This is a genomic window from Parafrankia discariae, from assembly GCF_000373365.1.
In the GTDB taxonomy this organism is placed as follows: domain Bacteria; phylum Actinomycetota; class Actinomycetes; order Frankiales; family Frankiaceae; genus Parafrankia; species Parafrankia discariae.
Genome location: NZ_KB891102.1, coordinates 430,373 through 452,312 on the forward strand (window position 1 = coordinate 430,373; position 21,940 = coordinate 452,312).

The window sequence follows — 21,940 nt, forward strand, 5'->3', positions numbered from 1 at the left end:
GGGGCCGACCGGCGACGCGGTCAGCCGCGAGTGGCGTCGGCCAGCCGCTGTCCGCTCTCCAGCGCCGGGACGACACTGCCGGTCGGGATCTCGAACCGGTCGGTCGACTCGTCCAGGACGATCGCGCGCGCCGTGGCGATGTCGAACCACATGCCGACCAGGTGCAGCCGGCCCTCCGCCTCGGCGCGGCGCACCACGGACAGCCCGCGCAGCGCGACGAGCTGCTGCGCGACGCTGACCCGGCTCAGCTCGTCGGGCTCCGGCGGGAGTCCACCGGCGTCGCGGACCGCGCGGGCCAGCGCCGGTTCGCCGTGGCGCAGCCAGGCCTCCAGGTTGCGCAGCGGGCCGACGCTGGTGCTGTGCCCCGGGGTGCCCCGGTCGAGCAGGGCGGCGACCGCGCCGCAGCCGGAGTGTCCGCAGACGGCGATGGTCCGAACGCGGAGCACCTCGACGGCGTACTCGATCGCGGCCAGGGTCGAGTCACCGACCGCCTGCGGGCCGGGGACGAACGCGCCCGGCGTGCGCACGGTGAACAGGTCCCCCGGGCCACTGCTGGTGATCACGTTCGGCACGAGCCGCGAGTCGCTGCAGGTGATGAACAGGGTGGACGGCCGCTGCCCCGCAGTCAGCTCGGTGAGGAACGGCTCGATCATCGGGGCTGTCCGGCGGTGGAACTCGTCCACGCCGTTGAGCAGGTGCTGGCGGTCGTGGAGCTGACCGTGCTGCCAGTCCGACCAGGGCGCGAGCCAGCGCGGCGGCCGCGCCGACCGGGCGTGCCGGCCGGTGGAGCGTCCCCCGAACAGGCTCCTGGACAGCCGCCCCCCACGGGGCCGGGCCGCGACGGTGGGGATGGCCAGCGGCGCGGCCCCCACCTCGTCGACGGTCACCGTGGCACCGGCGCGGTGCCGCTCGGCGATCCAGTCGTCCAGCATCTTGTGCGCGCCGTGGTCGAGGTAGTCGACGGCCAGGTCGAGCCGGACGGACGCCCCGGCGGGCACCTCGGCGAGCCGGCGGGACAGCCGGGGCAGGGACAGGAAGGTCAGCGCGCCCTCGACGACGACCCGCCACGGCGCGCCGGGGTCGGTGGGCGGGTGCACGTGGACCGGTGCCACCAGCGTCCGGCGCAGCGCGAGCAGCAGGGCGGTGGCGATCCCGATCAGGACGCCCTCGAGCAGGTTGAGCAGCACCACGCCGACGACCGTCGTCAGGTAGATCGCGAGCTCGCCGTGGCGGGCGATCGCGCGGATGTGCGCGAGGTCGACGAGGCGCAGGCCGATGACGACCAGCAGCCCGGCGAGCACGGCGAGCGGGATGCGCCCCACCAGCGGTGCCAGCAGCAGCGCGAAGCCGGCCATCCACAGGCCGTGCAGGATCGCCGAGGCGCGGGTGCGGGCGCCGGCGCGGACGTTCGTCGAACTGCGGACGATGACGCCGGTGACCGGCAGCCCGCCGAGCAGGCCGGAGACCGTGTTCGCGGCACCCTGGCCGAGCAGCTCGCGGTCGAGGTCGCCGCGCGGGCCGGAGTGCATCGCCTCCACGGCGACCGCCGACAGCAGCGACTCGATGCTCGCGACCAGGGCGACCGTCAGCACGGCCAGCGTGATCGCGCCCCACTCACCGCCGGCGGGCAGCTCGGGCAGGGCGATCGCGCCCAGCAGGTCGTCGGGCAGGGCGACCCGCGGGACGTCGAACGGCAGCGACGCCGCGGTCACCAGCGACACCGCGGCCAGCGGTGCCGGGATGGCGGACACCGGCCGGGGCAGCCGCGTCCACACGACGGTCAGCGCGATGGTCGCGATGCCGAGCAGCGCCGCCGCCGGGACAGCCGGCGACGCGATCTCGCCGGGCAGGACGATGAGGTTGTGCCAGGCGGTCGAGCCGGCGGTGCCGCCGAGCACGACGTGGATCTGCCCGATCACGATGGTCAGGCCGATGCCGGCGAGCATGCCGTGCACGACCGCGGGTGAGATCGCCAGGGCCGCGCGGGCGACCCGGCTCAGGCCGAACAGGATCTGCACCAGGCCCGCGGCGGCGGTGACGAAACAGGCGGTCCGCCAGCCGTGCGTGGCCACGATCTCGGCCACTACGGCGGTGAGGCCGGCCGCCGGGCCGGAGACCTGCAGCGGGACTCCGCCGACGGCGCCGGCGACGACGCCGCCGACGACCGCCGCGATGATGCCGGCGACCACCGGGGCGCCCGAGGCGACCGCGATGCCCAGCGAGAGCGGAAGCGCCACCAGGAAGACGACGACGGACGCCTCAAGATCGTGGCGCCAGGTCCGCCGGAGGATGCGACCGGCTGGACCACCGGGCGCGGGAGGCCCGGTGCCGCCGGGGGCGGTGCCGCCGGAGCGGACCGGGGTGGGGTGATCCGAGTCGATCTCGGACGGATAGGGCAGCGCGGTCGGGGCAGGCGCCACCGACGACGGCTGTTTTCTTGGCTCGTGGTGCTCGGCGTGCACGATCGTCTCCTCGGCGAGGGCGCAACGTCAGCGTCAGGCCATCTATTCTCGATGTTGAGTGGTACAGGTTCGAACACGTTACGTGACCAGAACCCGGAACCCCCAGCCCACTCCGCCACTCCGTGGTGGGCGCGCAGTAGTCACTGAGCAATATTCCCAGGGTGGAGCCGCGATCCTGGACGCGCGGCGCGTCACAACGGCATCGTAGAGTAGCCATCCCGGCCGATCGGGGTGTAAAGGCCCCGAGCCGCTCGCGACCTGCGGCCCATCCCGTCGGGTCACTCGCTTCCCGCGGGCGCCGCGAACCACGTCACAACGGTGACGAACCGCCCGCGGCGGCCGGGAACCCGCCCGGTACGGCCGGCCGGTGCCGTTCACCCCGACCGTCGCGACCGGATGAACCCGGGCACCGTCGGGACGGCGATCGGCCTGTTCGCCGTCACCAACATCGACGGCATCCTGGTGCTGGCGCTGTTCTTCGCCCGCGCGCTGAGCCGCTGGGGGCACGTGCCGCTGCCGCCGGCCCTGGTGACCATCGGCCTGACCAGCCTCGTCGAGGGCGGGGCCTTCGGTCTCTGACGGGACGCCGGCCGGCCTCAGGCGCCGGCGCCGTCCAGGGGGCGTCTGCTCGGTGGACGGCCGGTCGAGCCCTCGGTGAACCCGGTGAACCGGCGGGTCACCCCCCGGGGGTCGGAGGTGTCGGTCATCCGCGGGCCCCAGGCGACCATCCCGCCGTCGACCCGGATCGCCTCCCCGGTCAGGAAGGCGCTGTCCGGACCGGCGAGGAAGAGCACGACGCCGGCGATGTCCTCGGGCCGGCCCAGGTCGGGCCAGGGCTGGAAGGTCGCCATCCGGGCCCGGATGGCCGCCTCGTCGCGCCCCATGACCAGCGGCGTGTCGACGAGGCCGGGGCAGATCGCGTTGACCCGGATCCGGTGCGCCGCCAGCTCCACGGCCGCGTTGCAGGTGAAGTTGATGACCGCGGCCTTGGCCGCCGAGTACGCGGTCGGGCCGCCGCCACCGCCGACTCCGGCGACCGAGGAGTTGTTGATGATCGACCCGCCGCCGCCCTGGGCGATCATCGCGCGGGCGGCGTGCTTCGTCCCGAGGAACATCCCGCGGCTGATCACGCCGAAGGTGCGGTCCCAGTCGGCGACGTCGAGCTCGGTGAGCGGGCCGAACGCCCCGCCGACCCCGGCGTTGTTGAACATGACGTCGAGGCGCCCGAACCGCTCGACGGCCGCGGCGACGAGCGCGGCGACCTCCGCCTCGTCGGCGACGTCCGCCCGCTCGAAACGGAGCCGGGCCGGGTCGGCGACCTCGTCGAGCAGCAGCCGGGCGTTCGCCTCGTTCACGTCGCCGAAGACCACCCGCGCCCCGGCGGCGAGGAAGCGCCGCACGCTCGCGCGGCCGATCCCGCTGGCTCCCCCCGTGACCACGACGACGCGGTCCACCAGGCCGTCCCGTGCGTCTTCGGGCAGGTCAGCGGCCACGATGGTCCACCTTTCCGGGCTGGGTCGGGTGCGGCATGCTGTGCACCGGCGGCGCGGCGTACTGGTCGACGGCCGAGCGCACCCGGTCGACGGCGGAGCGGTACTCGGCGATCAGGGCGTCCTCGGTCGGGTAGTCGAACCGGTCGGTGAACGACGGGCTGGTGCTGACGTCGAAGTCGGGTCGCTCGGCGTACCACGCCAGGAGCTCCTCGACCGCCTGGACCGGGTCGACCACCGCTTCGCAGCCGAGCTCGCGGCGCGCCTTCTCGGTACTCAGGACGCAGTGCTCGGTCGTCGTGCCCCCCAGCGGCAGCAGCGTGGTCGTGGCCTCGACGGCGATCTCCCGCGGCAGCGCCACCACTTCCAGATCCGCGCCCATCAGGCGGACGATCAGCTCGACCCACTGCCGCAGCGACCAGTCGGTGGGATCACCGGCGTTGTAGATCTGGCCGGCGGCGGCCCGCGGGCGGTCGACCGCGGCGAGCACGAACGCCGCCGCGTTGCGCGCCGCGCAGCGGGTGTGGATCTGGGATCCGCCGTCCGGCAGGATCAGGTGCGGACGCCCGTCGCGCACGCGCCGCACGATCGACCACTCGGCCGGCCGGGCGTTGTTCGGCCCGTAGAGCATCGGGAAACGGAACAGCGTGGCGCCCGGGTGGTGCGCGAACGCCGCCGCCTCGGCGTCGACCAACCGCCGGGAGAACCGGACGGCCGGGTCGTCGGAGCGCTCCTGGACGACCGGGTGGTCCTCGGTGACCGGGATCGGCAGCCGGCGCGTCCCGTCACCGGGAAAGAACCCCTGGTAGACCGGCACACCGCCGATGCCGACGAACTGGCCGCACCGCCCGGCGAGCGCCGGCGCGAGATGTCGCATCCGCCCGTACATGGCCAGGACGACGTCGAACTCGCGTAAACCGAGCGCCTCGTCGATCGACTCCCGGAAGTGCGGATCGCCGTGGAGGTGCTCGACGTCAGCGAGCTCCGGCGGTTCGTGGGCTCCCCGATGGAAGATCGTGACGTCGTGCCCCCGCCCGAGCAGACCTCGCACGATGTGCGGTCCGGTCGGCCCGGTTCCACCCACCACCAGCACCTTCACGGCCACGCCCCTCCCGCTCGGCCGGGACTCTCCCGCTGGCCGAGCTCATGAAGCGGGCGGACGCCTGACCGGCCGCGCCGGCCGCGCCGGCCGACCGCCGCCGTCTGGATGGCCGCCCAGGTCACCCCCCAGGTCACCGCCGAGCCCCGTCAGGCAGAACGCCCAGAGATGATCGGCGATCACCTCCGCGGGCTCGGGAGCGGCCGCGAAAGCGTAGTGATGGTAGACGGACATGACGAGTCGGGCGACCAGCGCGGCGTCGCGCTCGACGTCCTGCGGGGCCAGCAGGCCGGCGTCACGCGCCGCCCGGATCTCGCGTGCCACGAGGTCGGCGAAGGGCTGCGTGGCCTGCGCCATCTCCTGCGGGTACAGCTGGTGCAGGCGCCAGTGCTCCGCGGTGATGAAACGGGGCCCGGAGCTCTCGTCCCCGCTGGCGTCGAGCGAGCCGAGCACCGCCCTGATGTGACGGCGCAGGCGGGCGACCGGGTCCGGCAGGTCGCGGGCGTCCTGCTCGTAGCGCAGCGCCTGATCGGTGACCAGTTCCTCGATGACCGCCATGAGGAGCTGGTCCTTCCCCTCGAAGTGGCGGTAGAAGGTCTGCATCGCGACGCCGGCCTCCTTCACGAGCTCCTGCGTCGTGAAGGAGGCCCCTTTCTGCCCGATCAGCCTTTTGGCCGCGGCGACGATGACCTTCATCTGTCGCATGCTGCGTGATCTCGACCGCTGCACGGACGGCGACCGGTCGGCGGCGCGCTCAGCCCAGGACACGGCCGAGACGTTACCCGGATTCACCTGGACGGCCGGACCAGCGTCCGCGCCGGCCGGCACCGGCCTGGCGGCGGCGGTTCCGCTCCGCGGGGCGGCGGCACCCGAGTCGTCGTCTTTCATGGAAAGGGCTTCTCGTTCTCTCGTGTCTCGTTCCGACCACCGGGGCAGGGCCGGCGGCTGCGCCCGGACGCCCTGGTACGCGGGCGTCCGGGCGTCCTCGGGGGCGGCCGGGTCAGCCGTCGTCCTTGGTGAACCCACCGCTGGCCGCCATCGCCTCGAAATGGTCGATCAGCTTCTGGAGCGCGGCGGCGGGATTGAGTTCGAGCACCTCGCTCGGCTCCTCATAGATGAGCACATGGCCGGCCGGGAAGAAATACGCCTCGCCGGCCACCGCGACCTCGTCCGGCCAGTCGGTACCCGGGTACACACAGCGCAGCCTGCCACTGAACATGTAACCGTAGTGCGGGCACTGGCAGACGCCGCCGGGCAGGCCGATGTAGCCCTTGGTGCAGTCGAGTGGCCCGGTGGCCGTGTAGCCGACCTCCATGTCCCCCCACTGGGCGGAGCGGAATCCCGTCAACGGCCAGCGCCCGCCGCCGCCCACGGGTAATTCACTCGGCTTGCTCACCGGCATGGTTCCTCCTCGGCCTGTGGCCACTGCCGTGGCACCCGCCAACTGTAGAACCACACTCTCGCTCTTGGGAACAGCATCGTTCGCCGATCAGCAGAATACCGACGCCTACGACGGCGGCCCGACCCATGCGGACGTCACCGGTTGCGCCGGCGCCAAAGGCCGGCGTGGACGACACCGGCTCGCGCCGACGGCGAAGCCACGCTTTGACGTCGGTTTCGTGACGTAGCGGAACGTACGTCGCGGAGACGACACATCCGACCACACCTGGATGTCACAGTCGGCCAGTCCGCCGTCGTCGCGGATGTGGAAGCGCGGCGCACTGTGGCGCCCGCCAACCGGCCGCACCGGCCGCTCACCGAGGAGGAGACATGTCCGGGTTCCTGTACCGGGTGGGATGGCTGGCCGCCGGCCGGCCCTGGCGGGTGATCGGCGCGTGGGTCGCCGCGCTCGTCGTGGCATCCGTGCTGGCCGTGGCCTGGGGCGGCGAGCCCCACGACGACTACGACGCCCCGGGCACCGCGTCGCAACGGGGAACCGACCTGCTCCGCGCCGAGTTCCCGGTGCTGGCCGAGGCGCAGGCCCGGGTCGTGCTGCACACCGCCGACGGCCGCCGGCTCGACCCGGCGCTCACCGCGGCCGTCTCCGCCCGGCTCGCCAAGGTGCCCGACGTCATCCTGGTCAGCCCGCCGCGGCCCTCCACCGACGGTGACACCGCGCTCATCAACGTCCAGTACGACCGGCCCGTCACCGACCTGGGCGGCAGCGACGCGGTCGACGACCTCGTCGAGGCCGCCCGGCCGGCCACCGACGCGGGTGTCACCGCCGAGTTCGGCGGTCAGGTCGCCGAGAACATCCAGGAGGTCAACGGTCGGGCCGAGGCGGTCGGTGTCGGCTTCGCCCTGGTCATCCTGCTGGTCGCGTTCGGTTCGATCGTCGCGGCCGGGGTGCCGCTGGCGGTGGCGCTCATCGGCCTGGGCATCGGCAGCGCCGGCATCACCCTCATCGCGGCCGGCACCGACGTCAGCACCATCGCCCCGACGCTCGCCTCGATGATCGGCATCGGGGTCGGCATCGACTACGCCCTCCTGCTGATCACCCGGCATGTCGAGGGCCTGCGGGCCGGCCTGCCCGTGCGGGAGTCCGCCGCCCGCGCCAACGGCACCGCCGGGGTGTCCGTGCTGTTCGCCGGGGTGACCGTCGTGCTCTCCCTGACGGGGCTGCGGCTGGTCGGGCTGAACACCTACGTGACCACCGGTTTCACCACCGCGGCCGTGGTCGTGACCGTGGTCGTCACCGCGCTCACCCTCGTCCCCGCGCTGTGCGGCCTCGCCGGAACACGGCTGCTGGGCCGCCGGGGCCGCACAGCGCTCACCGCCGGCGCCGCGACGCCGGGCGCCGCGACGCCCGACTCCCCGACACCCAGCGCCCCGGCGCGGCGGACTCTCACCGCCGCGTGGGCCGGCCGGATCGGACGCCGGCCCCTTCCCTGGGCGCTCGGCGCCCTGCTGCTCCTGCTGCTGCTCGCCGCACCCGTCCTCGGGATGCGCACCTGGCCGCAGGACGCCGGCAGCCAGCCGGAGTCCACCTACCAGCGACGCGCCTACGACCTGGTCGCCGCCGAGTACGGCCCCGGCGCGAACGGCCCGCTGATGCTCGCGGTGGACCTGCGCGAGGTTCCCGCCGCCGGCCTCCCCGGGCTGGTGAACCGCATCAGGGCGACGCCCGACGTCGCGGCCGTCGCCCCGCCGGTGACCTCACCGAGCGGGAACGCCGCGGTGGTCTTCGTGACGCCCGCCGTCGCACCGAGCGACAAGCGGGCCGCCGACCTGGTCCGCCATCTGCGCGCCGACGTCCTGCCGCCGGGCATCGAGATCACCGGGATGACGGCGGTCTTCACCGACCTGTCCGGCCTGCTCTCCGACCGGCTGTGGTGGGTGGTCGGCTTCGTCGTCGCCGTGTCGCTGCTGCTGCTGACGGTCGTGTTCCGCTCACCGGTGGTCGCGCTGAAGGCCGCGGTCATGAACATGCTCTCGATCGCCGCCGCCTACGGCGTGGTGACCGCGGTGTTCCAGTGGGGCTGGGGCGCCGAGCTGCTCGGCCTCCCGCACAGCGTGCCGATGTCGAGCTGGCTGCCCGTGCTGATGTTCACCGTGCTGTTCGGGCTGAGCATGGACTACGAGGTGTTCCTGCTCTCCCGCATCCGGGAGGACTACCTCGCCACCGGTGACCCGCACGGCAGCGTCGTACGCGGCCTCGCCGCCACCGGCCGGGTCATCAGCTCCGCCGCCCTGATCATGATCGCGGTCTTCGCCGGCTTCGCCCTCGACCCGGACGTCACGGTGAAGATGGTCGGTGTCGGGATGGCCGTCGCGGTGCTGGTCGACGCGACCATCATCCGGCTGGTCCTGGTGCCCGCCACCATGGCCCTGCTCGGCCGCGCGAACTGGTGGCTGCCCGGCTGGCTCGACCGGATCATGCCGCACGTGGACGTCCACGGCGCCGCACCGGCCACCGCCACGCCCGCCACGGCCGCCGGGCCGGCCGCCGACACGGAACCGACGGAACCGACCGACAGCACGGCACCGGCCGCCGTCAGCTGACCTCGCGCACCCGTGAGCGGGTGCCGCCGGGCCCAGGACCGGGTTCGGCGGCACCCCGGGCCGGTCAGCTCCGCGGGCGGAAGTAGTTCCTGGTCGCGTACGCGGTCACCTTGGCACCGATCTTCGCGCCCTCCACGTCGGCCGACCGGGTGTGGATACCACCCCAGACCCGGGCTTCGATCACCTCGGCGATGGCCTGGGAGAACCCGCGGAAGTGACGGGTGGTGCCCGAATCGGCGCTGTAGGCGCTGAACGGGATGTCGTCCCGTCCGAAGAAGAAGGCCAGCGTCGACATGCTCGCCGTCGTGAAGCAGGTGTGCCCGGAGGTGAAGTCGGGGTGCGGCGGGGTGACGAGCAGCGGCAGCCAGTTCGGGTCGGCCGTGGTGGCCGGGTTGCCGTCGGTGTCGGCCAGCTGGATCGCGGTGACCGGCCGCCAGGACGTCCAGGCCGCCTTCTCGTTGAAGCAGGCTGTGGTCGCGTCCGCCTCGGTGAGGTCGACCATCGCGAACATGCGGGCTGTCTGCAGGGTGTTCAGGTGGCGGCTCGTGGCGAGCTGGCGCTTGATCTCCCATTCCCCCAGGTGCCGGTCGTGCCACCAGATCGCCGCCTGGGTCTGGTCGAGCGTCCTGGTCGTGCTGTTGACCGCGCCGATCGCCTTGACCTCGTTGATGTCCCGGGCGTACTGCGCGGAGGTCAGCGCCGGCGGGCCGGCCGAACGGAACATCGACGCGCTCGGAATCAGGAACGGCTTGAGGTTCGCCACCCAGGCCGTGTCGGAGGCGAAGGTGGGCGGGGTCGGCCGCCATTGACCGGGTTGGGTGCCCACCGGCCAGGTCTGATTCCCGAAGGCCCCGTCGTTCCGCCGCGCACTGATCATCGCCGCGGCGGTCTGGTCGCCCACCGCGGTCCCGCTCCGTTTCGCCGCGTTGTCGGGCAGGTTCGCCATCCACTCGTCGTACTGCGCCCGCAGCCGCGGCTGCTGAGCCGGGAACAGGGAGCTGAGCACCTGGAAGGCGGCGGTCCCGACGGCGGCGTCCGTCGACTCGCGCCCACTGGTCCGCGGGGCGAGGAGATAGGGCTGGTAAGGCCGCCCGGCGATCGCGTTCACCGCGTCGTAAACGGCTCCGTGCACCATCGCGAAGCTGCGCGCCTGGACCTGCGGCTGTTGGCCGGCCACATCCCAGATCGCGGTCTGCGCATTGCGGTCCCAGACGATGACGGCATTGGTGGAGGTGTTGTTGACACCGACCGCCGATGCGGCCGACAGCCCGGCCGCCACCGGTAATGCGGCGGCGAGGACACCGACGACGGCCGTACCCAGGATTCCGCGGCGGGCGCGCGCCCAACGTGCCATGACCGACCCCCTTGCTGACAGTCAGGAAAACCGACTGCCGCATTGACGTGAGTCCGCCGTGATGAGGGACGCCTCGTCGCGCGCGCACCCCGCACCGACCGAACGACGAGAAGGCCGACGGTCGTCCGGCAGATATTCGGGTCATCATGGCACCGCACCGTCAGGTACGTACCGAATTGCCACACAAGACGATGTTTCACCTGGTCACCGGCCACGCCCGCCCGCCGCGGGGCACCCGAACGACGGACGGGCGCGCCGGCCTTAGAGGACCCCGGACCCGCGCAGGATGCCCAGGGCCACGATGAGGGCCGCCACTACGTAGACCACGGTGCCGAACAGGCCCAGGCGGCCGGGCTCGGCCAGATTGGTGTCCCGGGGCCAGGTGCACTCGCACGCGACCTTCACGGCGCTCCCCCCGACGGCCCAGCCCGCGGCGATCAGCGCGACGTCGGCCGCGGTGACGAGCGCGTCGAGACTGTCGCTCGTCGGGGCGGTGAGGGTGACCGAAAGGGTGTGCTCGGGCATCAGGCCGGCCCCGTTCCGAGGATTCCGGGGGTAATACCGCCGATACCGGCACCCGCGGCACCGGAAAGGGCGGCGACGGACGGCGTCTCAGGCACGGGTTGTCCTTCTGGGGTGTACCCGATCGGCGATGGCGCGCAGCGCCAGCCGCAGGACGCCCTGGCCATCGAGGTCGCGTACGGCGAGCGCTATGCGCGCCGAATGCTCCGACTCGTCGACACAGGTACATTTCGGCGAGTCGAAGCCGAGAACACCGCGTGCCTCGTCCAGGGCCGCCCGGCAACCAGATCTCCTGCTGCCGCGGGCCGAAACGGTGTGGGCCGAAGCGATGTTGAGTGATGCGGCGTCGAGTGAAGCGGCGCCGACAGAATAGCTGTTCATCCTGTCGTCACTATATGGGACCGACCTTCACCCGCCCCACCATTGAGCAGGTGTCCGTAACGTGTCCACCGTTCGCGGGTTGCATTCTTCCGGGAGGGCGTTCATCACCGTACCGGGAGCCCGCGCCGGGGAGGGCCCGCGTCACGGTGAGCGAGACAGAGGCCGTCCTCACCGACGACGCCGGGCACCACATGATCTGCGCGCAGCGTCACGGCAACGCGGGTTGGGCAGGCCAGTGGTGCGGAGTGGTCCTGTCCGATGGGAGCGTGAACACGTCCGGCTGGCGGAGGCCGAGGGGCGGGCGTCGCCCGAGGATCGGGTTGTCCCGTCCACTGCGGTCACCGACCGCTCCAGGAGGTCTCGTGCTCATCGCCATCCTCGATTTCAGTACAGCCGCCATCGACCGTCCGGCCGCCCTCGCCCACCTCGACAACGAGCGTGACCGGATCCGTTCCATGCCGGGCAATGTCGCGTTCAGGGTCTACGCCTCGCGCGAGGACGACACCCGGATCACCGTGGTCCACGAGTGGGAAGACCAGGCGTCGTTCGTCGGATATCTCGGGTCGGGCTCCTTCGCCCGCTCCGGCACGGCCCTTCGCCCGATCATGACCGGCGCGCCGGTGAGCCGACGATTCCACGCCGAGTTGCTGGAGGCGGTCGCCTGAGCGGCCTCGCGGGCGGCTCCTGTGATCGGCCCGTGCGAGGCTGTCGATGACCCGCAAGGCGTACAGCTTCGTGCGGACGTTCGCACCGGAGCCCGACAGCGATCTTTGCGCGGACCGCCACTACCTGCTCTGCGCCTCCGCCGGGGCCCTCCGGCTGGAGGCACAGGGGCAGGCGTGGTTGTTGCCGCCGGCCCGCGCCGCGCTGATCGAGGCAGGGCAGCCGATAAGGGTGAGCATCCCGCAGCCGGTCACGACCGCGTCGGTCCTGTTCGACACCGCGTTCGTCCCGGCGCCTCCAGCACCGCTGGCGGTCTTCGACCTCACCCCCCTGGCCCGCGCCCTGGTGACCGCGTGCGGCGGGTGGAACGAGAGCGCCGAACCCCTCACGGCATATGCCGAGACCCTGTTCAACGCGCTCGCCGCGGTCGCCTGGCGGCTCGCCGAGCAGCCGGGCCCGGTCGTCGTACCCGCGGGACGATCGCCGGAACTGCGCCGCGCCCTGCGTCTGACCAGGGAACGGCTCGGCGAGGAGGTCCGCTTCGAGGACATCGCCCACCAGGTGGGCCTCACACCGCGATCGCTGGCACGGCGCTTCGAGGCGGAGACCGGCATGACCTGGCGGATCGTCCTGCGCCGCATGCGGGTGTTGCGCGCGATCGAGGAACTCGCCGCCGGCGACGCCCCGGTGACCACCATCGCGTTCGCCACGGGCTACACCTCCCTGTCCGCGTTCAACGCCGCGTTCCGGGACCTGACGGGCCGGACGCCGACGCAGTACAGAGCCAGCTTCCGGCCCTGACCCGACGACCTTGGATCCCGATCTCCCTCGCTGCCCGCGCGACCGCGGAGAGGCCGGCCGACCTGGCGCCAGAGTGGTGACGCAGCAGTTCCGGAAGGCGCGGGGCCCGCCGGGGAACTTCCTTGGCGGGCCCTCCGCGTCCCACGGCTCGCCCGCGGGCTCCGTGGCGGCCCTGAGATCCTCCGACCATGGTTCCGCGTGCGCTGCGGCAGGAGCTGACCGATCCGGGATGGTGAGACACCCGCCGCCTACGCCGAGGCCTCATGTAGGAGTGGCGCGGCCGGAAGCATCGACCCGTTGCGACGTCGACACGCTGGTACAGCTGGAAGTCCGCACACCAGCTCGCCCATGGCTACAGACCCGGTTCGATCGGATTGACGCTCACACTCGCACGCGGTGCCGATCATGCCCCGAAACAGAAACGCTGCCCGAGATCTACCCGAGCAGCGTTAGGTTTTTCAATTTTTTACGAAACTATTTTTGTGGAGCTGAGGGGATTCGAACCCCTGACCCTCACACTGCCAGTGTGATGCGCTACCAGACTGCGCCACAGCCCCATATTGATACGTACTAGATTGCTACGTACTAATTATATCCTACTCGACTGCAACCGGTACTCGCCGCCTCAACCGTTTGCCGGCTGCGTCTGCGAGTGTACAGGTTCCGTGTCGCTTGCCGTCGGGGCCTCCTGCATCGGCAGAATCGCCTCGGCTGGCGGGTGGGAAGCGGTGCTCCCCGGTCCGACGCTGACGACTTTATCAGGCCCCGCGGCACCTGTGGCCAGGGGCCCGGTGTTGTGCTCCACCAGCCGGAACCCGCCCGGCTCGCGCCGCAGCAGCGACCAGCGGCAGTTGGCCAGCGGGCCGAAGACCCACCAGTTCTGGGCGGGCACGCCGAGGGCCTGCCCGATGAGCGAGCGGGCCGTCCCCCCGTGCAGCACGAACACGACGAGGCCGCCGGCGGTGGCCGGCACGCCCTCGGCGACGAGGTCGTCGAGGACGGCGCCGGCGCGCGCGCCGACCTCCGCGTACGTCTCGCCGCCGCCGCGGCGGACGTCCTCGCCGCGACGCCAGGCGGCGTCCTCGGCGGGGAAGCGGGCGGCGGCCTCGGCGCCGGTAAGCCCGGACCACGCCCCCAGGTCGATCTCGCGCAGCCGCGCGTCGGCGCGGACCGGCAGGCCGATCCGCGCCGCGGTCTCCTGGCAGCGCCGCAGGTCCGAGGAGACCACGAGCTCAGGGTTGAGGGCCCTGATCACCGGGCCCACCAGCTCGGCCTGCCGCTGGCCGGTCGCGTCCAGGGGCGGATCGGCGTGCCCCTGGAAACGCCCCGCGTCGTTCCAGGACGTCCGCCCGTGCCGCCAGAGCAGCAGCCTCACCGCGGCTCTGCCGTACCGGCTCCCGCCGCACCACCCGTACCCGCCGTGCCACCGGCGGCCGCGACGCCGCCGGCCGCCACCGCGGCCACCCCGGCACCGACCGAGGCGTCCTCGAACGGGATGACCGGGCAGTCCTTCCACAGCCGCTCGAGGCTGTAGTAGACCCGCTCCTCGGCGCGCAGCACGTGCACGACGATGTCGGCGAAGTCGAGCAGGACCCACCGGCCCTCACGCTCGCCCTCGCGGCGCAACGGCTTCGCCCCCATCGCCCGCAGTTTCTCCTCGATCTCGTCGACGGCGGCCTTGACCTGCCGCTCGTTCTCGGCCGACGCGATGACGAAACAGTCGGTGATCGTCAGCCGCTCGCTCACGTCCAGGATGAGGATGTCCTGGGCGATCTTGTCGGCGGCGGCCTGGGCGGCGGCGAGGGCGAGCTCGGTGGCTCGCGGCGAAGCGGTCACGCTGGTCGGTCTCCAAAGCAGGTAGGTTCGCGCCCTGGCGGGACGCCCGGCCAGGCGCTGGTACCGCCCGATCGGAGCACCCCGGCGGGGGCGCGCCGGCCGCCCGCTGTCGGACGGCCGCATCAAGCGTGACACACCCACGGGAGTGTCGGCGAACATCCATCCCGCGATCGGGTCAAATGTTCCCCGGGCGCGGGTCGGCGGGCTCGGTCACCCGGGGTCGACGGGGGGCGGGCCGACGGCCGACCGGGGGTCGTACAGCCCGCGTTTGGCGATGTAGCGGACGACGCCGTCCGGGGTCAGGTACCAGATGGGGGCGGCCCGGGCGACCCGCTGGCGGATGTCCGAGGAGGAGATCGCGAGCGCCGGCACCTCGAGCAGGCTGACCGCCTCGTCGGGCAGGCTGGAGTGGCGGCGCAGGTGGTAGCCCGGCCGGGTCACGCCGATGAAGTGCGCCAGCCCGAAGAGCTCGGTGTGGTCCCGCCAGGTGAAGATCTGGGCGAGGGCGTCCGCGCCGGTGATGAAGAACAGCTCGTCGCCCGACCGCTGCCCGCGCAGGTGCCGCAGCGTGTCGATGGTGTACGTCGGGCCGCTGCGCTCGATGTCGATGCGGCTGACGGTGAACCGCGGGTTCTCCGCCGTCGCCAGGAAGGTCATCAGGTAGCGGTCCTCGGCGGCGGAGACCTCCCGGTCGACCTTCTGCCACGGTCGCCCGCTCGGCACGAAGACGACCTCGTCCAGGTCGAAGAGCGCCGCGACCTCGCTGGCCGCGACCAGGTGCCCGTTGTGGACGGGATCGAACGTCCCGCCCATCACGCCCAGTCGCACGTGGGGACACTAACTCCGCGCAAAGTCGTCGCGCCTCGTCCACAGCGCCCGCGGCGGGATGTCCTGCGTCACTACCCAGCTGAGTTGCAGTTTCCAACCCAGAGCCCTACGGTGATCCAACAGGGACGGCCGGACATCGGCGACGTCCCGGCCCAGGCGGGGCATGCGCCCGGCCGGGGCCTGGTGGGCTACGAGGGACGGAGCGCGGCGATGGCGAGGATCAGGGGATCAGTCGTTCTGGTGACCGGGGCGAACCGGGGGCTGGGGCGGGCCTTCGTCGAGGAGCTGCTGGCCCGGGGTGCCGCGAAGGTCTACGCGGCCGCGCGCGACCCGCGGTCGGTCCGGACCCCGGGCGTGGTGCCGATCCGGCTGGACGTCACCGACCCGGCCCAGGTCGCCGCGGCCGCCGAGGCGACCGGCGACGTCGACATCCTGATCAACAACGCCGGCAGCTCGACCGGCGCCTCGGTGCTCACCGGGGACGTCGACGACATCCGCCTGGAGCTGGAGACCCACGTCTTCGGACCGGTGCACACCGTCCGCGCCTTCGCCCCCCAGCTCGCCCGGCACCGCGCCGACGACGCCGGCGCCGCGGCGCCGACCGGTGGGACGGGGCTGAGCGGTGGGGCGGGGCTGACCGGTGGGGCGGTGCTCAACGTCCTGTCGGCCCTGTCGTGGGTGGCGTCGCCGACGAACGGGGGCTACTGCGCGGCGAAGAGCGCCGCCTGGTCGCTGACGAACTCCCAACGGCTGGAACTGGCCGAACGGGGTGTCGCCGTGACGGCGCTGCACGTCGGCTACATGGACACCGACATGACCAGCGCCATCCAGGCGCCGAAGTCGGACCCGGCGGCCATCGCGGCGCTCGCGCTGGACGGCGTCGAGGCCGGAGCCGCCGAGGTCCTCGCGGACGAGACGAGCACCCAGATCCGGGCGGGGCTGTCGGGCCCGCTCACCGGCCTCTATCCGGCGCTCGCCGAGCTCTACCCCTCGCGCGAGCCCGTGGCCACGCTGACGGGCTGACCATCCCGGTCCACCGGGGGACGGCCCTCCGGCACGCTCACGACCACCTGGGCCGCCTCCGGGCCACCGCCCAGGCCAGGGACGACGACGGTGTCGGCGCCGGCATCCGGGTCGGCGCCGGTGCCGGGCCAGCCCGGCCCGGGGGCGGAGACGACGTCACGGACGTCGATCTCCGCCCCGACGCTGTCGACGAAGGCCACCCGCACCGCGCCGCCGTCCGCCGCGGAGCGGTACACCACCGCCGGACCGTGGCCGGAGGGCCGGTGGGCGTCGCCCCACTGCTGCAACGCCCCCAGCACGAGGCGCAGGTCGTGACCGGCCGGGGTGAGGTGGTAGCTGTACCGCTCGCGTGACCCGGGCTCGCGGTACGCCCGACGCTCCAGCACGCCGCAGTCGACCAGCGTGCGCAGCCGGACGGTCAGGACGTCCGTCGCGATGCCGAGGGCGTCGCGGAACTCGGCGAAGCGGGTGCGCCCGCGGAACGCCTCCCGGACGACCAGCAGCGTCCACCGCTCGCCCAGCACCTCGAGGCTGCGCGCGATGGAGCATCTCGCCCCGTCCGGCGGGGTCGCCGACCTCGGCATGCCGATCACGATACGTCGCCCCGTCGCCCGCTGGCCAGGCCACGGCAACCGGGCGACGGGGGGCGCGGCACTAGGCTGGCCGGGAGCCGAACGATCCAGGGAGCCCGCCCATGCCGAACAGTCCGCGTGCGGGTCAGCCCGCCGCTCCCGACGAGCTCATCGACCCGCAGGCGCTACTCGCCGCCTACCACGACGTGCGTCCCGACCCCGCCGACCCGGCCCAGCGGGTGGCGTTCGGGACGTCCGGCCACCGCGGCAGCGCGCTGCGGGCCTCGTTCAACGCCGACCACATCCTGGCCACCACGCAGGCGATCTGCGAGCACCGGGCGGCCGCCGGGGTCGACGGCCCGCTGTTCATCGGCGTCGACACGCACGCGTTGTCCGCGCCCGCGCTGGCCAGCGCCCTGGAGGTCCTGGTCGCGAACGGGGTGGACGTCCGCGTCGCGCCGGCGGGTGAGGCCACCCCGACCCCGGTGATCTCGCACGCGATCCTCGCCCACAACGGGCACGGTGCCGTCCGGGGCGGTGGCCGGGCCGGCGGGCTCGCCGACGGCATCGTCGTGACGCCGTCACACAACCCGCCGGCCGACGGCGGGTTCAAGTACAACCCGTCGCACGGCGGCCCCGCCGACACCGCGGCCACGAGCGCGATCCAGAACCGGGCGAACGCGCTGCTCGAGGCCGGTCTCGCCGGCGTCGCCCGGGTTGGGCACGCCCAGGCGCTGGCGGCGGCGACCGTGCACGACTTCGTCGGCGCCTACGTGGCGGACCTGCCGAACGTCGTCGACCTCGACGCCATCCGCTCGGCCGGGGTCCGCATCGGCGTCGACCCGCTCGGCGGGGCGAGCGTCCGGTACTGGCAGGAGATCGCCGAGCGGCACAAGCTCGACCTCGAGGTGGTGAACACCGCCGTCGACCCGACCTTCGGCTTCATGACGCTGGACTGGGACGGCCGGATCCGGATGGACCCGTCGTCCCCGTTCGCGATGGCCTCGCTGCTGCGCCTCGCCGGGTCGTTCGACGTCGCGCTGGCGAACGACGCGGACGCCGACCGGCACGGGATCGTCACCCCCGGCGCCGGCCTGCTCAACCCGAATCACTACCTCGCGACGGCGATCGCCTACCTGTTCGCGCACCGGCCCGGCTGGCCGGCGGGCGCCGCGGTCGGCAAGACGCTGGTCAGCTCCGGCATGATCGACCGGGTCGCCGCCCATCTCGGGCGCGGGCTGGTCGAGGTGCCGGTCGGCTTCAAGTGGTTCGTCGACGGCCTGCTCGACGGCTCGCTCGGCTTCGGCGGCGAGGAGAGCGCCGGCGCGTCGTTCCTGCGCCGCGACGGCCGGGTGTGGACGACGGACAAGGACGGCGTCATCGCCTGCCTGCTGGCCGCCGAGATGACCGCGACGACCGGCCGCGACCCCGGCGTGCTCTACACCGAGCTGACCGGGCGGTTCGGCTCCCCCGCCTACCGGCGGGTGGACGCCCCCGCCACCCCGGCGCAGAAGAAGATCCTCTCCGCGCTGACACCCGAGGCCCTGGGCGCGACGACGCTGGCCGGCGGCAAGGTGACCGCGGCGCTGTCAGCGGCCCCGGGCAACGGCGCCCCGATCGGCGGGGTGAAGGTGGCGACGGCCGACGCGTGGTTCGCCGCGCGGCCGTCCGGCACCGAGGACGTCTACAAGATCTACGCCGAGAGCTTCGCCGGCCCCGATCACCTGGCCTCGGTGCTCGCCGAGGCGCAGGCCCTCGTGGACGCCGCGCTGGCCCGCGGGTAGCCGGTCAGGCCGGCCGGGCCGCCGGGTGGGAAGGCATCGCCGGGCACGAGGACGTCGCCGGCGATGCCTTCTCCCCCGGTGAGGAAGACGTCGCCGGCGGGAAAGGCGTCGCCGGCCGCGAGCGCCGCCACCAGCTCGCGGGCGACGAGGGCGGCGTGCAGCCGCCACATCCGCTCCGGCGGGTTCCCGTGCAGCCCCAGGAGTTCGCGGACCCGGTCCATCCGGTAGCCGACCGAGTTGCGGTGCATGTGGATGCGGGCGGCGACCGCGGCCCGGCTGCCGTTCGTCTCCAGCCAGGCGGCGAGCGTGGCCAGCAGCTCGGGCCGGTCCAGCAGTGGCTCGAGCTCGGCGCGGGCGAACGACTCCAGCCGCGCCCGCGGGACGGCCAGCAGCAGCCCGGCCAGCCCGGTCTCGGCGTGCAGCAGCTGCACGCCGTCCCCGCGGTGGCGCAGCAGCGCGAGCACGGCCCGCGCCTCGGCGAACGACGCCGCCGTCTCGGCGGTGTCCTGACCGTCGCCGACGACCACCCGCCCGGCGGCGGCCAGCACCGGCCGGTCCGATCCGACGGCGGCCGCGAGGCGGGCCCGCACCCCGGCCAGCTCCCGGCCGATCTCGGCGGCGTCGCCCGCGAGAACCGCCCACCCGAGCTCGCCGAACGCTCCGTCCCGACGCACCGGCACGTCGAGGGCGGCCAGGGCCGCGCCCCACGCCTCAGTCCGGGCCCCGTCGTAACGCAGCACCACGGCGGCGTGGGGCCGACTGAGATCCACGCCGGGGCGCACCGGCTGCCGGGCGACGTCGGTCAGCCCGAGGGCACCGATCGCCGGCACGTCCTGGACGGCCGGACTCGCAGGTGTCACCTGACGTCACTTCCTTTCGGGGGTCCACAGGATCCCCGCGCTGGCGGCCCTCGACGCGCGGTGACGAGTCCCCCACGGCCGGGCGATCACCGGAGGCCCGCGCCGAGCGCCCCGAATAGACCCTTATGGGTCTCATGTGCAGGTTATCGAGCGGGCAGCCCGGATGATTCCGCTCCCCCACCCCACGGGACCGCCCCGGGATCGCCCCGCACCCCGTCACGCACCGCGATCGCCGACCGGGGCCCGTGCCGGGGCACGGCGCCGGCCGGTCAGCCCCGCGGCCCCCACAGGTCACGCACCGTCGAGAAGACCCGCTGGCCATGGCTGATCTCGATCACGTTGCCGTCGGGGTCCGTCAGCGCGCAGACGTAGCCGACCGGGTCCGGCAGGTCCTGCGGCTCCCAGTGCAGACAGCCGGCGGCCCGGGCCCGCGCCGCCACGTCGTCCACGTCGGCCCGGCGCGGCACCTCGATCCCGAGGTGGGCGAACGGCGTCATGATCGGATGCCGGGCGCCGTGCTCCCGGGCGAAGTCCACCAGCACCAGGACGAAGGGCGTCCGCCACTGGCCCTCGTTGGACAGCCAGGCGCTGCGGCCGTCGGCGTCCTCGCGGACCGCCACGACGACCAGCGGGGTCATCGACGTGTAGAAGGCGATCGAGGCGTCGAGGTCGCTGGAGGGCAGGGCGACGTGCGTCCAGCGGGCGCTGGTCAGCCCCGGTCCGGACTCCTCGGCTGCCTCGGGCATCCCGGCGCTCCCGTCCACGGCCGGCGGCGGCCCCGACGTCCGTGTCGGGGCCCGTCGCCGGCGGCCTGCGTGTGCCCGTCCATCGTGCCGCCCCGGACCCCGCCCGCGCCAGAGCGCAACGGCCCGTTCACGACCCGGTGGAGTTCCCCGGCGCCATGGGGTCCCCCGGCGACGCGGGCGCCGGCGTGGGTGCGGGTGCGGGCGCGGGCCGTGGGGTCCGGCCCCGGCGGCGGGCGATCCGGACGGCACCGTAGGCGACCGCGGCGATCAGGCCCACCAGTGCCAGCGGACCTAGCAGGGCGATGATCTCCTCGACTCCGCGGACGAACCGGTTCCAGGACGTGCGCGCGGCCGCGGCCAGCCCCGAGTCGTCGTCGTCCGGCGTGGGTACGGTGTCCGCTCCGTCCTCGACGATCCGCACCGTCAGCGTCGCGAGGTCGCTGGCGTCGGCGAGGACCATCCGCTGGCCCTCGATCTGCTCGATCTGGATCTGCACACCGTCGATGGCCTGCTGCACCGACAGCGTCTCCCCCACCGTCGTGGCCTTGGCCAGCAACGTCGTGTAGGCGGTCCGGGAGGCCTCCAGGGCACGCTTGCGCGCCTCGAGATCGACGTACTCACCGGTCACGTCGCGCGAGGACATCGTCGACGCCGACACCGTGCCGATCCCGCTCAGACCGGACCGCAGCTCGTCGAACGACTCGCTGGGCACCCGCAGGGTCACGGTGGCGTACTGGCCCTCGTCGTCGGTGGTGGACGAGGTCCCGCCGACCTCGCTGGACTCGGTGTAGCCCGCCAGCCCACGCGCGGCCGCGGAGAGGTCCTGGACGGCCTTGTCCACGGCGCCGGCCGGCACGGACAGCGAGGCCGAGCCGTCGCGGACGATCCGTGGCTGGGCGCCGGCGGGCCGGGCGGGCTCGCCGCCGGTGCCGCGGGTAACGCCGGTACCCGCGGGCCCGCCCGGGACGGTCGACGGTGCCTCCGCGGCGATGCCGTCAGCCCGGGCCGCACCGGGCACCGGCGACGGCGCCGACACCGACGAGCTGGAGTCCGTCGGCCCACTCATCTCACCGGGAGTACCGGGCTCCGACGCCGGCAACGGGATGGCCGCCGTGTCCGTCGAGCTCCGACCGGAACCGTCCGTTCCGGCGGCGACGAAGCCCACCGCGAGGATCACGACGAGCAGCGCGCCCGCGCCGAGGATCAGCCGCCGGCGGCGGCGTGGGTCCGGCAGGGCGGGTAGCGCGGGCAGGAGGGCGGACCTGCGCCGCCGGATCGGCCCCGTCGTCGATGTCGTCCCGGCCGGTGTCGTCTTGGCCGGTGTCGTCTCGGTCGGTGTCGTCTCGGTCGGTATCGCTTCGGTCTGTTTCGTTCCGGTCGTCATGGCGGCACCCCTCCGTCCGGCCCGCGCGGTCACCCGCGCGGGCGGCGGCGGTCACACCACGCGCCCGCCGTCGAGGGATTGGACGCAGCGCCCCAACGATCGGTTCACCCCGGAAGTACCGAACATCCCACAA

Annotated in this window: 22 protein-coding genes and 1 tRNA gene; 7 read left to right on the forward strand and 16 right to left on the reverse strand. The window is 73.4% G+C overall.

Going from position 1 to position 21,940, the window contains the following annotated elements; genetic code table 11:
- Positions 1-20: 20 nt before the first annotated feature.
- The gene (locus B056_RS0101795; protein ID WP_020572263.1) at positions 21-2,462 is read right to left on the reverse strand and encodes a SulP family inorganic anion transporter; all 2,442 of its coding nucleotides are present in this window, start codon (positions 2,460-2,462) and stop codon (positions 21-23) included.
- Between the two features lie 396 nt (positions 2,463-2,858).
- Between B056_RS0101795 and B056_RS43865 the strand changes: the two genes are divergently transcribed.
- Positions 2,859-3,041: a hypothetical protein gene (locus B056_RS43865; protein ID WP_018500190.1), complete on the forward strand. Its 183-nt coding sequence runs from the start codon at positions 2,859-2,861 to the stop codon at positions 3,039-3,041.
- A gap of 17 nt (positions 3,042-3,058) precedes the next feature.
- Here B056_RS43865 and B056_RS0101805 read toward each other — a convergent pair whose 3' ends face one another.
- From B056_RS0101805 to B056_RS0101820, 4 genes are all read right to left on the reverse strand, one after another.
- Positions 3,059-3,955 carry an SDR family NAD(P)-dependent oxidoreductase gene (locus tag B056_RS0101805; RefSeq protein ID WP_018500191.1) on the reverse strand — a complete coding sequence of 299 codons (897 nt, stop codon included), beginning with the start codon at positions 3,953-3,955 and terminating at the stop codon, positions 3,059-3,061.
- Positions 3,945-5,051: an NAD-dependent epimerase/dehydratase family protein gene (locus tag B056_RS0101810; protein ID WP_026239220.1), complete on the reverse strand. Its 1,107-nt coding sequence runs from the start codon at positions 5,049-5,051 to the stop codon at positions 3,945-3,947. Before B056_RS0101810 ends, B056_RS0101805 begins: the two co-directional genes overlap by 11 nt.
- Positions 5,052-5,096: 45 nt before the next feature.
- Complete coding sequence (locus B056_RS0101815) at positions 5,097-5,939, reverse strand: TetR/AcrR family transcriptional regulator (RefSeq protein WP_018500193.1); 843 nt, start codon at positions 5,937-5,939, stop codon at positions 5,097-5,099.
- 112 nt (positions 5,940-6,051) lie between these two features.
- On the reverse strand, positions 6,052-6,453 hold the full coding sequence (locus B056_RS0101820) for a cupin domain-containing protein (protein WP_076784624.1): 402 nt from the start codon (positions 6,451-6,453) through the stop codon (positions 6,052-6,054).
- A gap of 64 nt (positions 6,454-6,517) precedes the next feature.
- On the opposite strand from B056_RS0101820, the gene B056_RS43870 reads away from it, so the two are divergent.
- Together B056_RS43870 and B056_RS0101825 are read left to right on the forward strand one after the other, a co-directional pair.
- The gene (locus tag B056_RS43870) at positions 6,518-6,679 is read left to right on the forward strand and encodes a hypothetical protein (protein ID WP_230202765.1); all 162 of its coding nucleotides are present in this window, start codon (positions 6,518-6,520) and stop codon (positions 6,677-6,679) included.
- Positions 6,680-6,821: 142 nt separating this feature from the next.
- On the forward strand, positions 6,822-9,053 hold the full coding sequence (locus B056_RS0101825; RefSeq protein ID WP_018500195.1) for an MMPL family transporter: 2,232 nt from the start codon (positions 6,822-6,824) through the stop codon (positions 9,051-9,053).
- A gap of 64 nt (positions 9,054-9,117) precedes the next feature.
- On the opposite strand, the gene B056_RS0101830 is transcribed toward B056_RS0101825, so the two are convergent.
- The 3 genes from B056_RS0101830 to B056_RS42300 all read right to left on the reverse strand — a co-directional run bounded on the left by B056_RS0101830 (position 9,118) and on the right by B056_RS42300 (position 11,310).
- Positions 9,118-10,407 (reverse strand): vanadium-dependent haloperoxidase, encoded by a 1,290-nt coding sequence (locus tag B056_RS0101830; RefSeq protein WP_035749751.1) that lies wholly within the window; start codon positions 10,405-10,407, stop codon positions 9,118-9,120.
- 261 nt (positions 10,408-10,668) lie between these two features.
- A complete protein-coding gene (locus tag B056_RS0101835; RefSeq protein ID WP_018500197.1) occupies positions 10,669-10,932 on the reverse strand; it encodes a hypothetical protein in 264 nt (87 codons plus the stop codon).
- Positions 10,933-11,019: 87 nt separating this feature from the next.
- Positions 11,020-11,310: a hypothetical protein gene (locus B056_RS42300; protein ID WP_154676771.1), complete on the reverse strand. Its 291-nt coding sequence runs from the start codon at positions 11,308-11,310 to the stop codon at positions 11,020-11,022.
- Between the two features lie 362 nt (positions 11,311-11,672).
- On the opposite strand from B056_RS42300, the gene B056_RS0101840 reads away from it, so the two are divergent.
- Positions 11,673-11,975 carry a putative quinol monooxygenase gene (locus tag B056_RS0101840; protein WP_018500198.1) on the forward strand — a complete coding sequence of 101 codons (303 nt, stop codon included), beginning with the start codon at positions 11,673-11,675 and terminating at the stop codon, positions 11,973-11,975.
- 46 nt (positions 11,976-12,021) lie between these two features.
- Positions 12,022-12,774 carry an AraC family transcriptional regulator gene (locus B056_RS0101845; RefSeq protein WP_018500199.1) on the forward strand — a complete coding sequence of 251 codons (753 nt, stop codon included), beginning with the start codon at positions 12,022-12,024 and terminating at the stop codon, positions 12,772-12,774.
- Positions 12,775-13,257: 483 nt separating this feature from the next.
- On the opposite strand, the gene B056_RS0101850 is transcribed toward B056_RS0101845, so the two are convergent.
- From B056_RS0101850 to nadD, 4 genes are all read right to left on the reverse strand, one after another.
- Positions 13,258-13,331 (reverse strand) — tRNA-Ala (locus B056_RS0101850).
- A 68-nt stretch (positions 13,332-13,399) separates the two neighbouring features.
- Positions 13,400-14,149, reverse strand: a complete 750-nt coding sequence (locus B056_RS0101855) for a histidine phosphatase family protein (protein ID WP_018500200.1) — start codon at positions 14,147-14,149, stop codon at positions 13,400-13,402.
- Positions 14,146-14,610 (reverse strand): ribosome silencing factor, encoded by a 465-nt coding sequence (gene rsfS, locus B056_RS0101860; RefSeq protein ID WP_018500201.1) that lies wholly within the window; start codon positions 14,608-14,610, stop codon positions 14,146-14,148. The genes B056_RS0101855 and rsfS overlap by 4 nt, the downstream gene beginning before the upstream one ends.
- 210 nt (positions 14,611-14,820) lie before the next feature.
- The gene (gene nadD / locus B056_RS0101865) at positions 14,821-15,438 is read right to left on the reverse strand and encodes a nicotinate-nucleotide adenylyltransferase (protein WP_018500202.1); all 618 of its coding nucleotides are present in this window, start codon (positions 15,436-15,438) and stop codon (positions 14,821-14,823) included.
- 210 nt (positions 15,439-15,648) lie between these two features.
- On the opposite strand from nadD, the gene B056_RS0101870 reads away from it, so the two are divergent.
- Positions 15,649-16,461, forward strand: a complete 813-nt coding sequence (locus tag B056_RS0101870) for an SDR family oxidoreductase (RefSeq protein WP_026239222.1) — start codon at positions 15,649-15,651, stop codon at positions 16,459-16,461.
- Here the strand turns inward: B056_RS0101870 and B056_RS0101875 are convergent.
- A complete protein-coding gene (locus B056_RS0101875; RefSeq protein WP_035749865.1) occupies positions 16,422-17,045 on the reverse strand; it encodes a winged helix-turn-helix transcriptional regulator in 624 nt (207 codons plus the stop codon). The genes B056_RS0101870 and B056_RS0101875 overlap by 40 nt on opposite strands.
- A 110-nt stretch (positions 17,046-17,155) precedes the next feature.
- Between B056_RS0101875 and pgm the strand changes: the two genes are divergently transcribed.
- Positions 17,156-18,817, forward strand: coding sequence for a phosphoglucomutase (alpha-D-glucose-1,6-bisphosphate-dependent) (gene pgm / locus B056_RS0101880; protein WP_018500205.1), 1,662 nt, complete (start codon positions 17,156-17,158; stop codon positions 18,815-18,817).
- On the opposite strand, the gene B056_RS0101885 is transcribed toward pgm, so the two are convergent.
- The 3 genes from B056_RS0101885 to B056_RS0101895 form a co-directional block, all read right to left on the reverse strand.
- Positions 18,754-19,677 carry a PucR family transcriptional regulator gene (locus B056_RS0101885; RefSeq protein ID WP_026239223.1) on the reverse strand — a complete coding sequence of 308 codons (924 nt, stop codon included), beginning with the start codon at positions 19,675-19,677 and terminating at the stop codon, positions 18,754-18,756. The genes pgm and B056_RS0101885 overlap by 64 nt on opposite strands.
- A gap of 269 nt (positions 19,678-19,946) precedes the next feature.
- A complete protein-coding gene (locus tag B056_RS0101890; RefSeq protein WP_026239224.1) occupies positions 19,947-20,423 on the reverse strand; it encodes a VOC family protein in 477 nt (158 codons plus the stop codon).
- 127 nt (positions 20,424-20,550) lie between these two features.
- Complete coding sequence (locus B056_RS0101895; protein WP_018500208.1) at positions 20,551-21,807, reverse strand: DUF4349 domain-containing protein; 1,257 nt, start codon at positions 21,805-21,807, stop codon at positions 20,551-20,553.
- Positions 21,808-21,940: the final 133 nt, after the last annotated feature.

What these genes read in the sequence shown, in the direction of transcription:
- B056_RS0101845 (WP_018500199.1), top strand. Translation starts at nt 12,022, where the DNA reads ATGACCCGCAAGGCGTACAGCTTCGTGCGGACGTTCGCACCGGAGCCC.
- B056_RS0101830 (WP_035749751.1), bottom strand. Translation starts at nt 10,407, where the DNA reads ATGGCACGTTGGGCGCGCGCCCGCCGCGGAATCCTGGGTACGGCCGTC.
- B056_RS0101820 (WP_076784624.1), bottom strand. Translation starts at nt 6,453, where the DNA reads ATGCCGGTGAGCAAGCCGAGTGAATTACCCGTGGGCGGCGGCGGGCGC.
- B056_RS0101870 (WP_026239222.1), top strand. Translation starts at nt 15,649, where the DNA reads ATGGCGAGGATCAGGGGATCAGTCGTTCTGGTGACCGGGGCGAACCGG.
- B056_RS0101825 (WP_018500195.1), top strand. Translation starts at nt 6,822, where the DNA reads ATGTCCGGGTTCCTGTACCGGGTGGGATGGCTGGCCGCCGGCCGGCCC.
- B056_RS0101815 (WP_018500193.1), bottom strand. Translation starts at nt 5,939, where the DNA reads ATGAAAGACGACGACTCGGGTGCCGCCGCCCCGCGGAGCGGAACCGCC.
- B056_RS42300 (WP_154676771.1), bottom strand. Translation starts at nt 11,310, where the DNA reads ATGAACAGCTATTCTGTCGGCGCCGCTTCACTCGACGCCGCATCACTC.
- B056_RS0101890 (WP_026239224.1), bottom strand. Translation starts at nt 20,423, where the DNA reads ATGCCCGAGGCAGCCGAGGAGTCCGGACCGGGGCTGACCAGCGCCCGC.
- B056_RS0101895 (WP_018500208.1), bottom strand. Translation starts at nt 21,807, where the DNA reads ATGACGACCGGAACGAAACAGACCGAAGCGATACCGACCGAGACGACA.
- B056_RS0101835 (WP_018500197.1), bottom strand. Translation starts at nt 10,932, where the DNA reads ATGCCCGAGCACACCCTTTCGGTCACCCTCACCGCCCCGACGAGCGAC.
- B056_RS43865 (WP_018500190.1), top strand. Translation starts at nt 2,859, where the DNA reads ATGAACCCGGGCACCGTCGGGACGGCGATCGGCCTGTTCGCCGTCACC.
- B056_RS0101875 (WP_035749865.1), bottom strand. Translation starts at nt 17,045, where the DNA reads ATGCCGAGGTCGGCGACCCCGCCGGACGGGGCGAGATGCTCCATCGCG.
- pgm (WP_018500205.1), top strand. Translation starts at nt 17,156, where the DNA reads ATGCCGAACAGTCCGCGTGCGGGTCAGCCCGCCGCTCCCGACGAGCTC.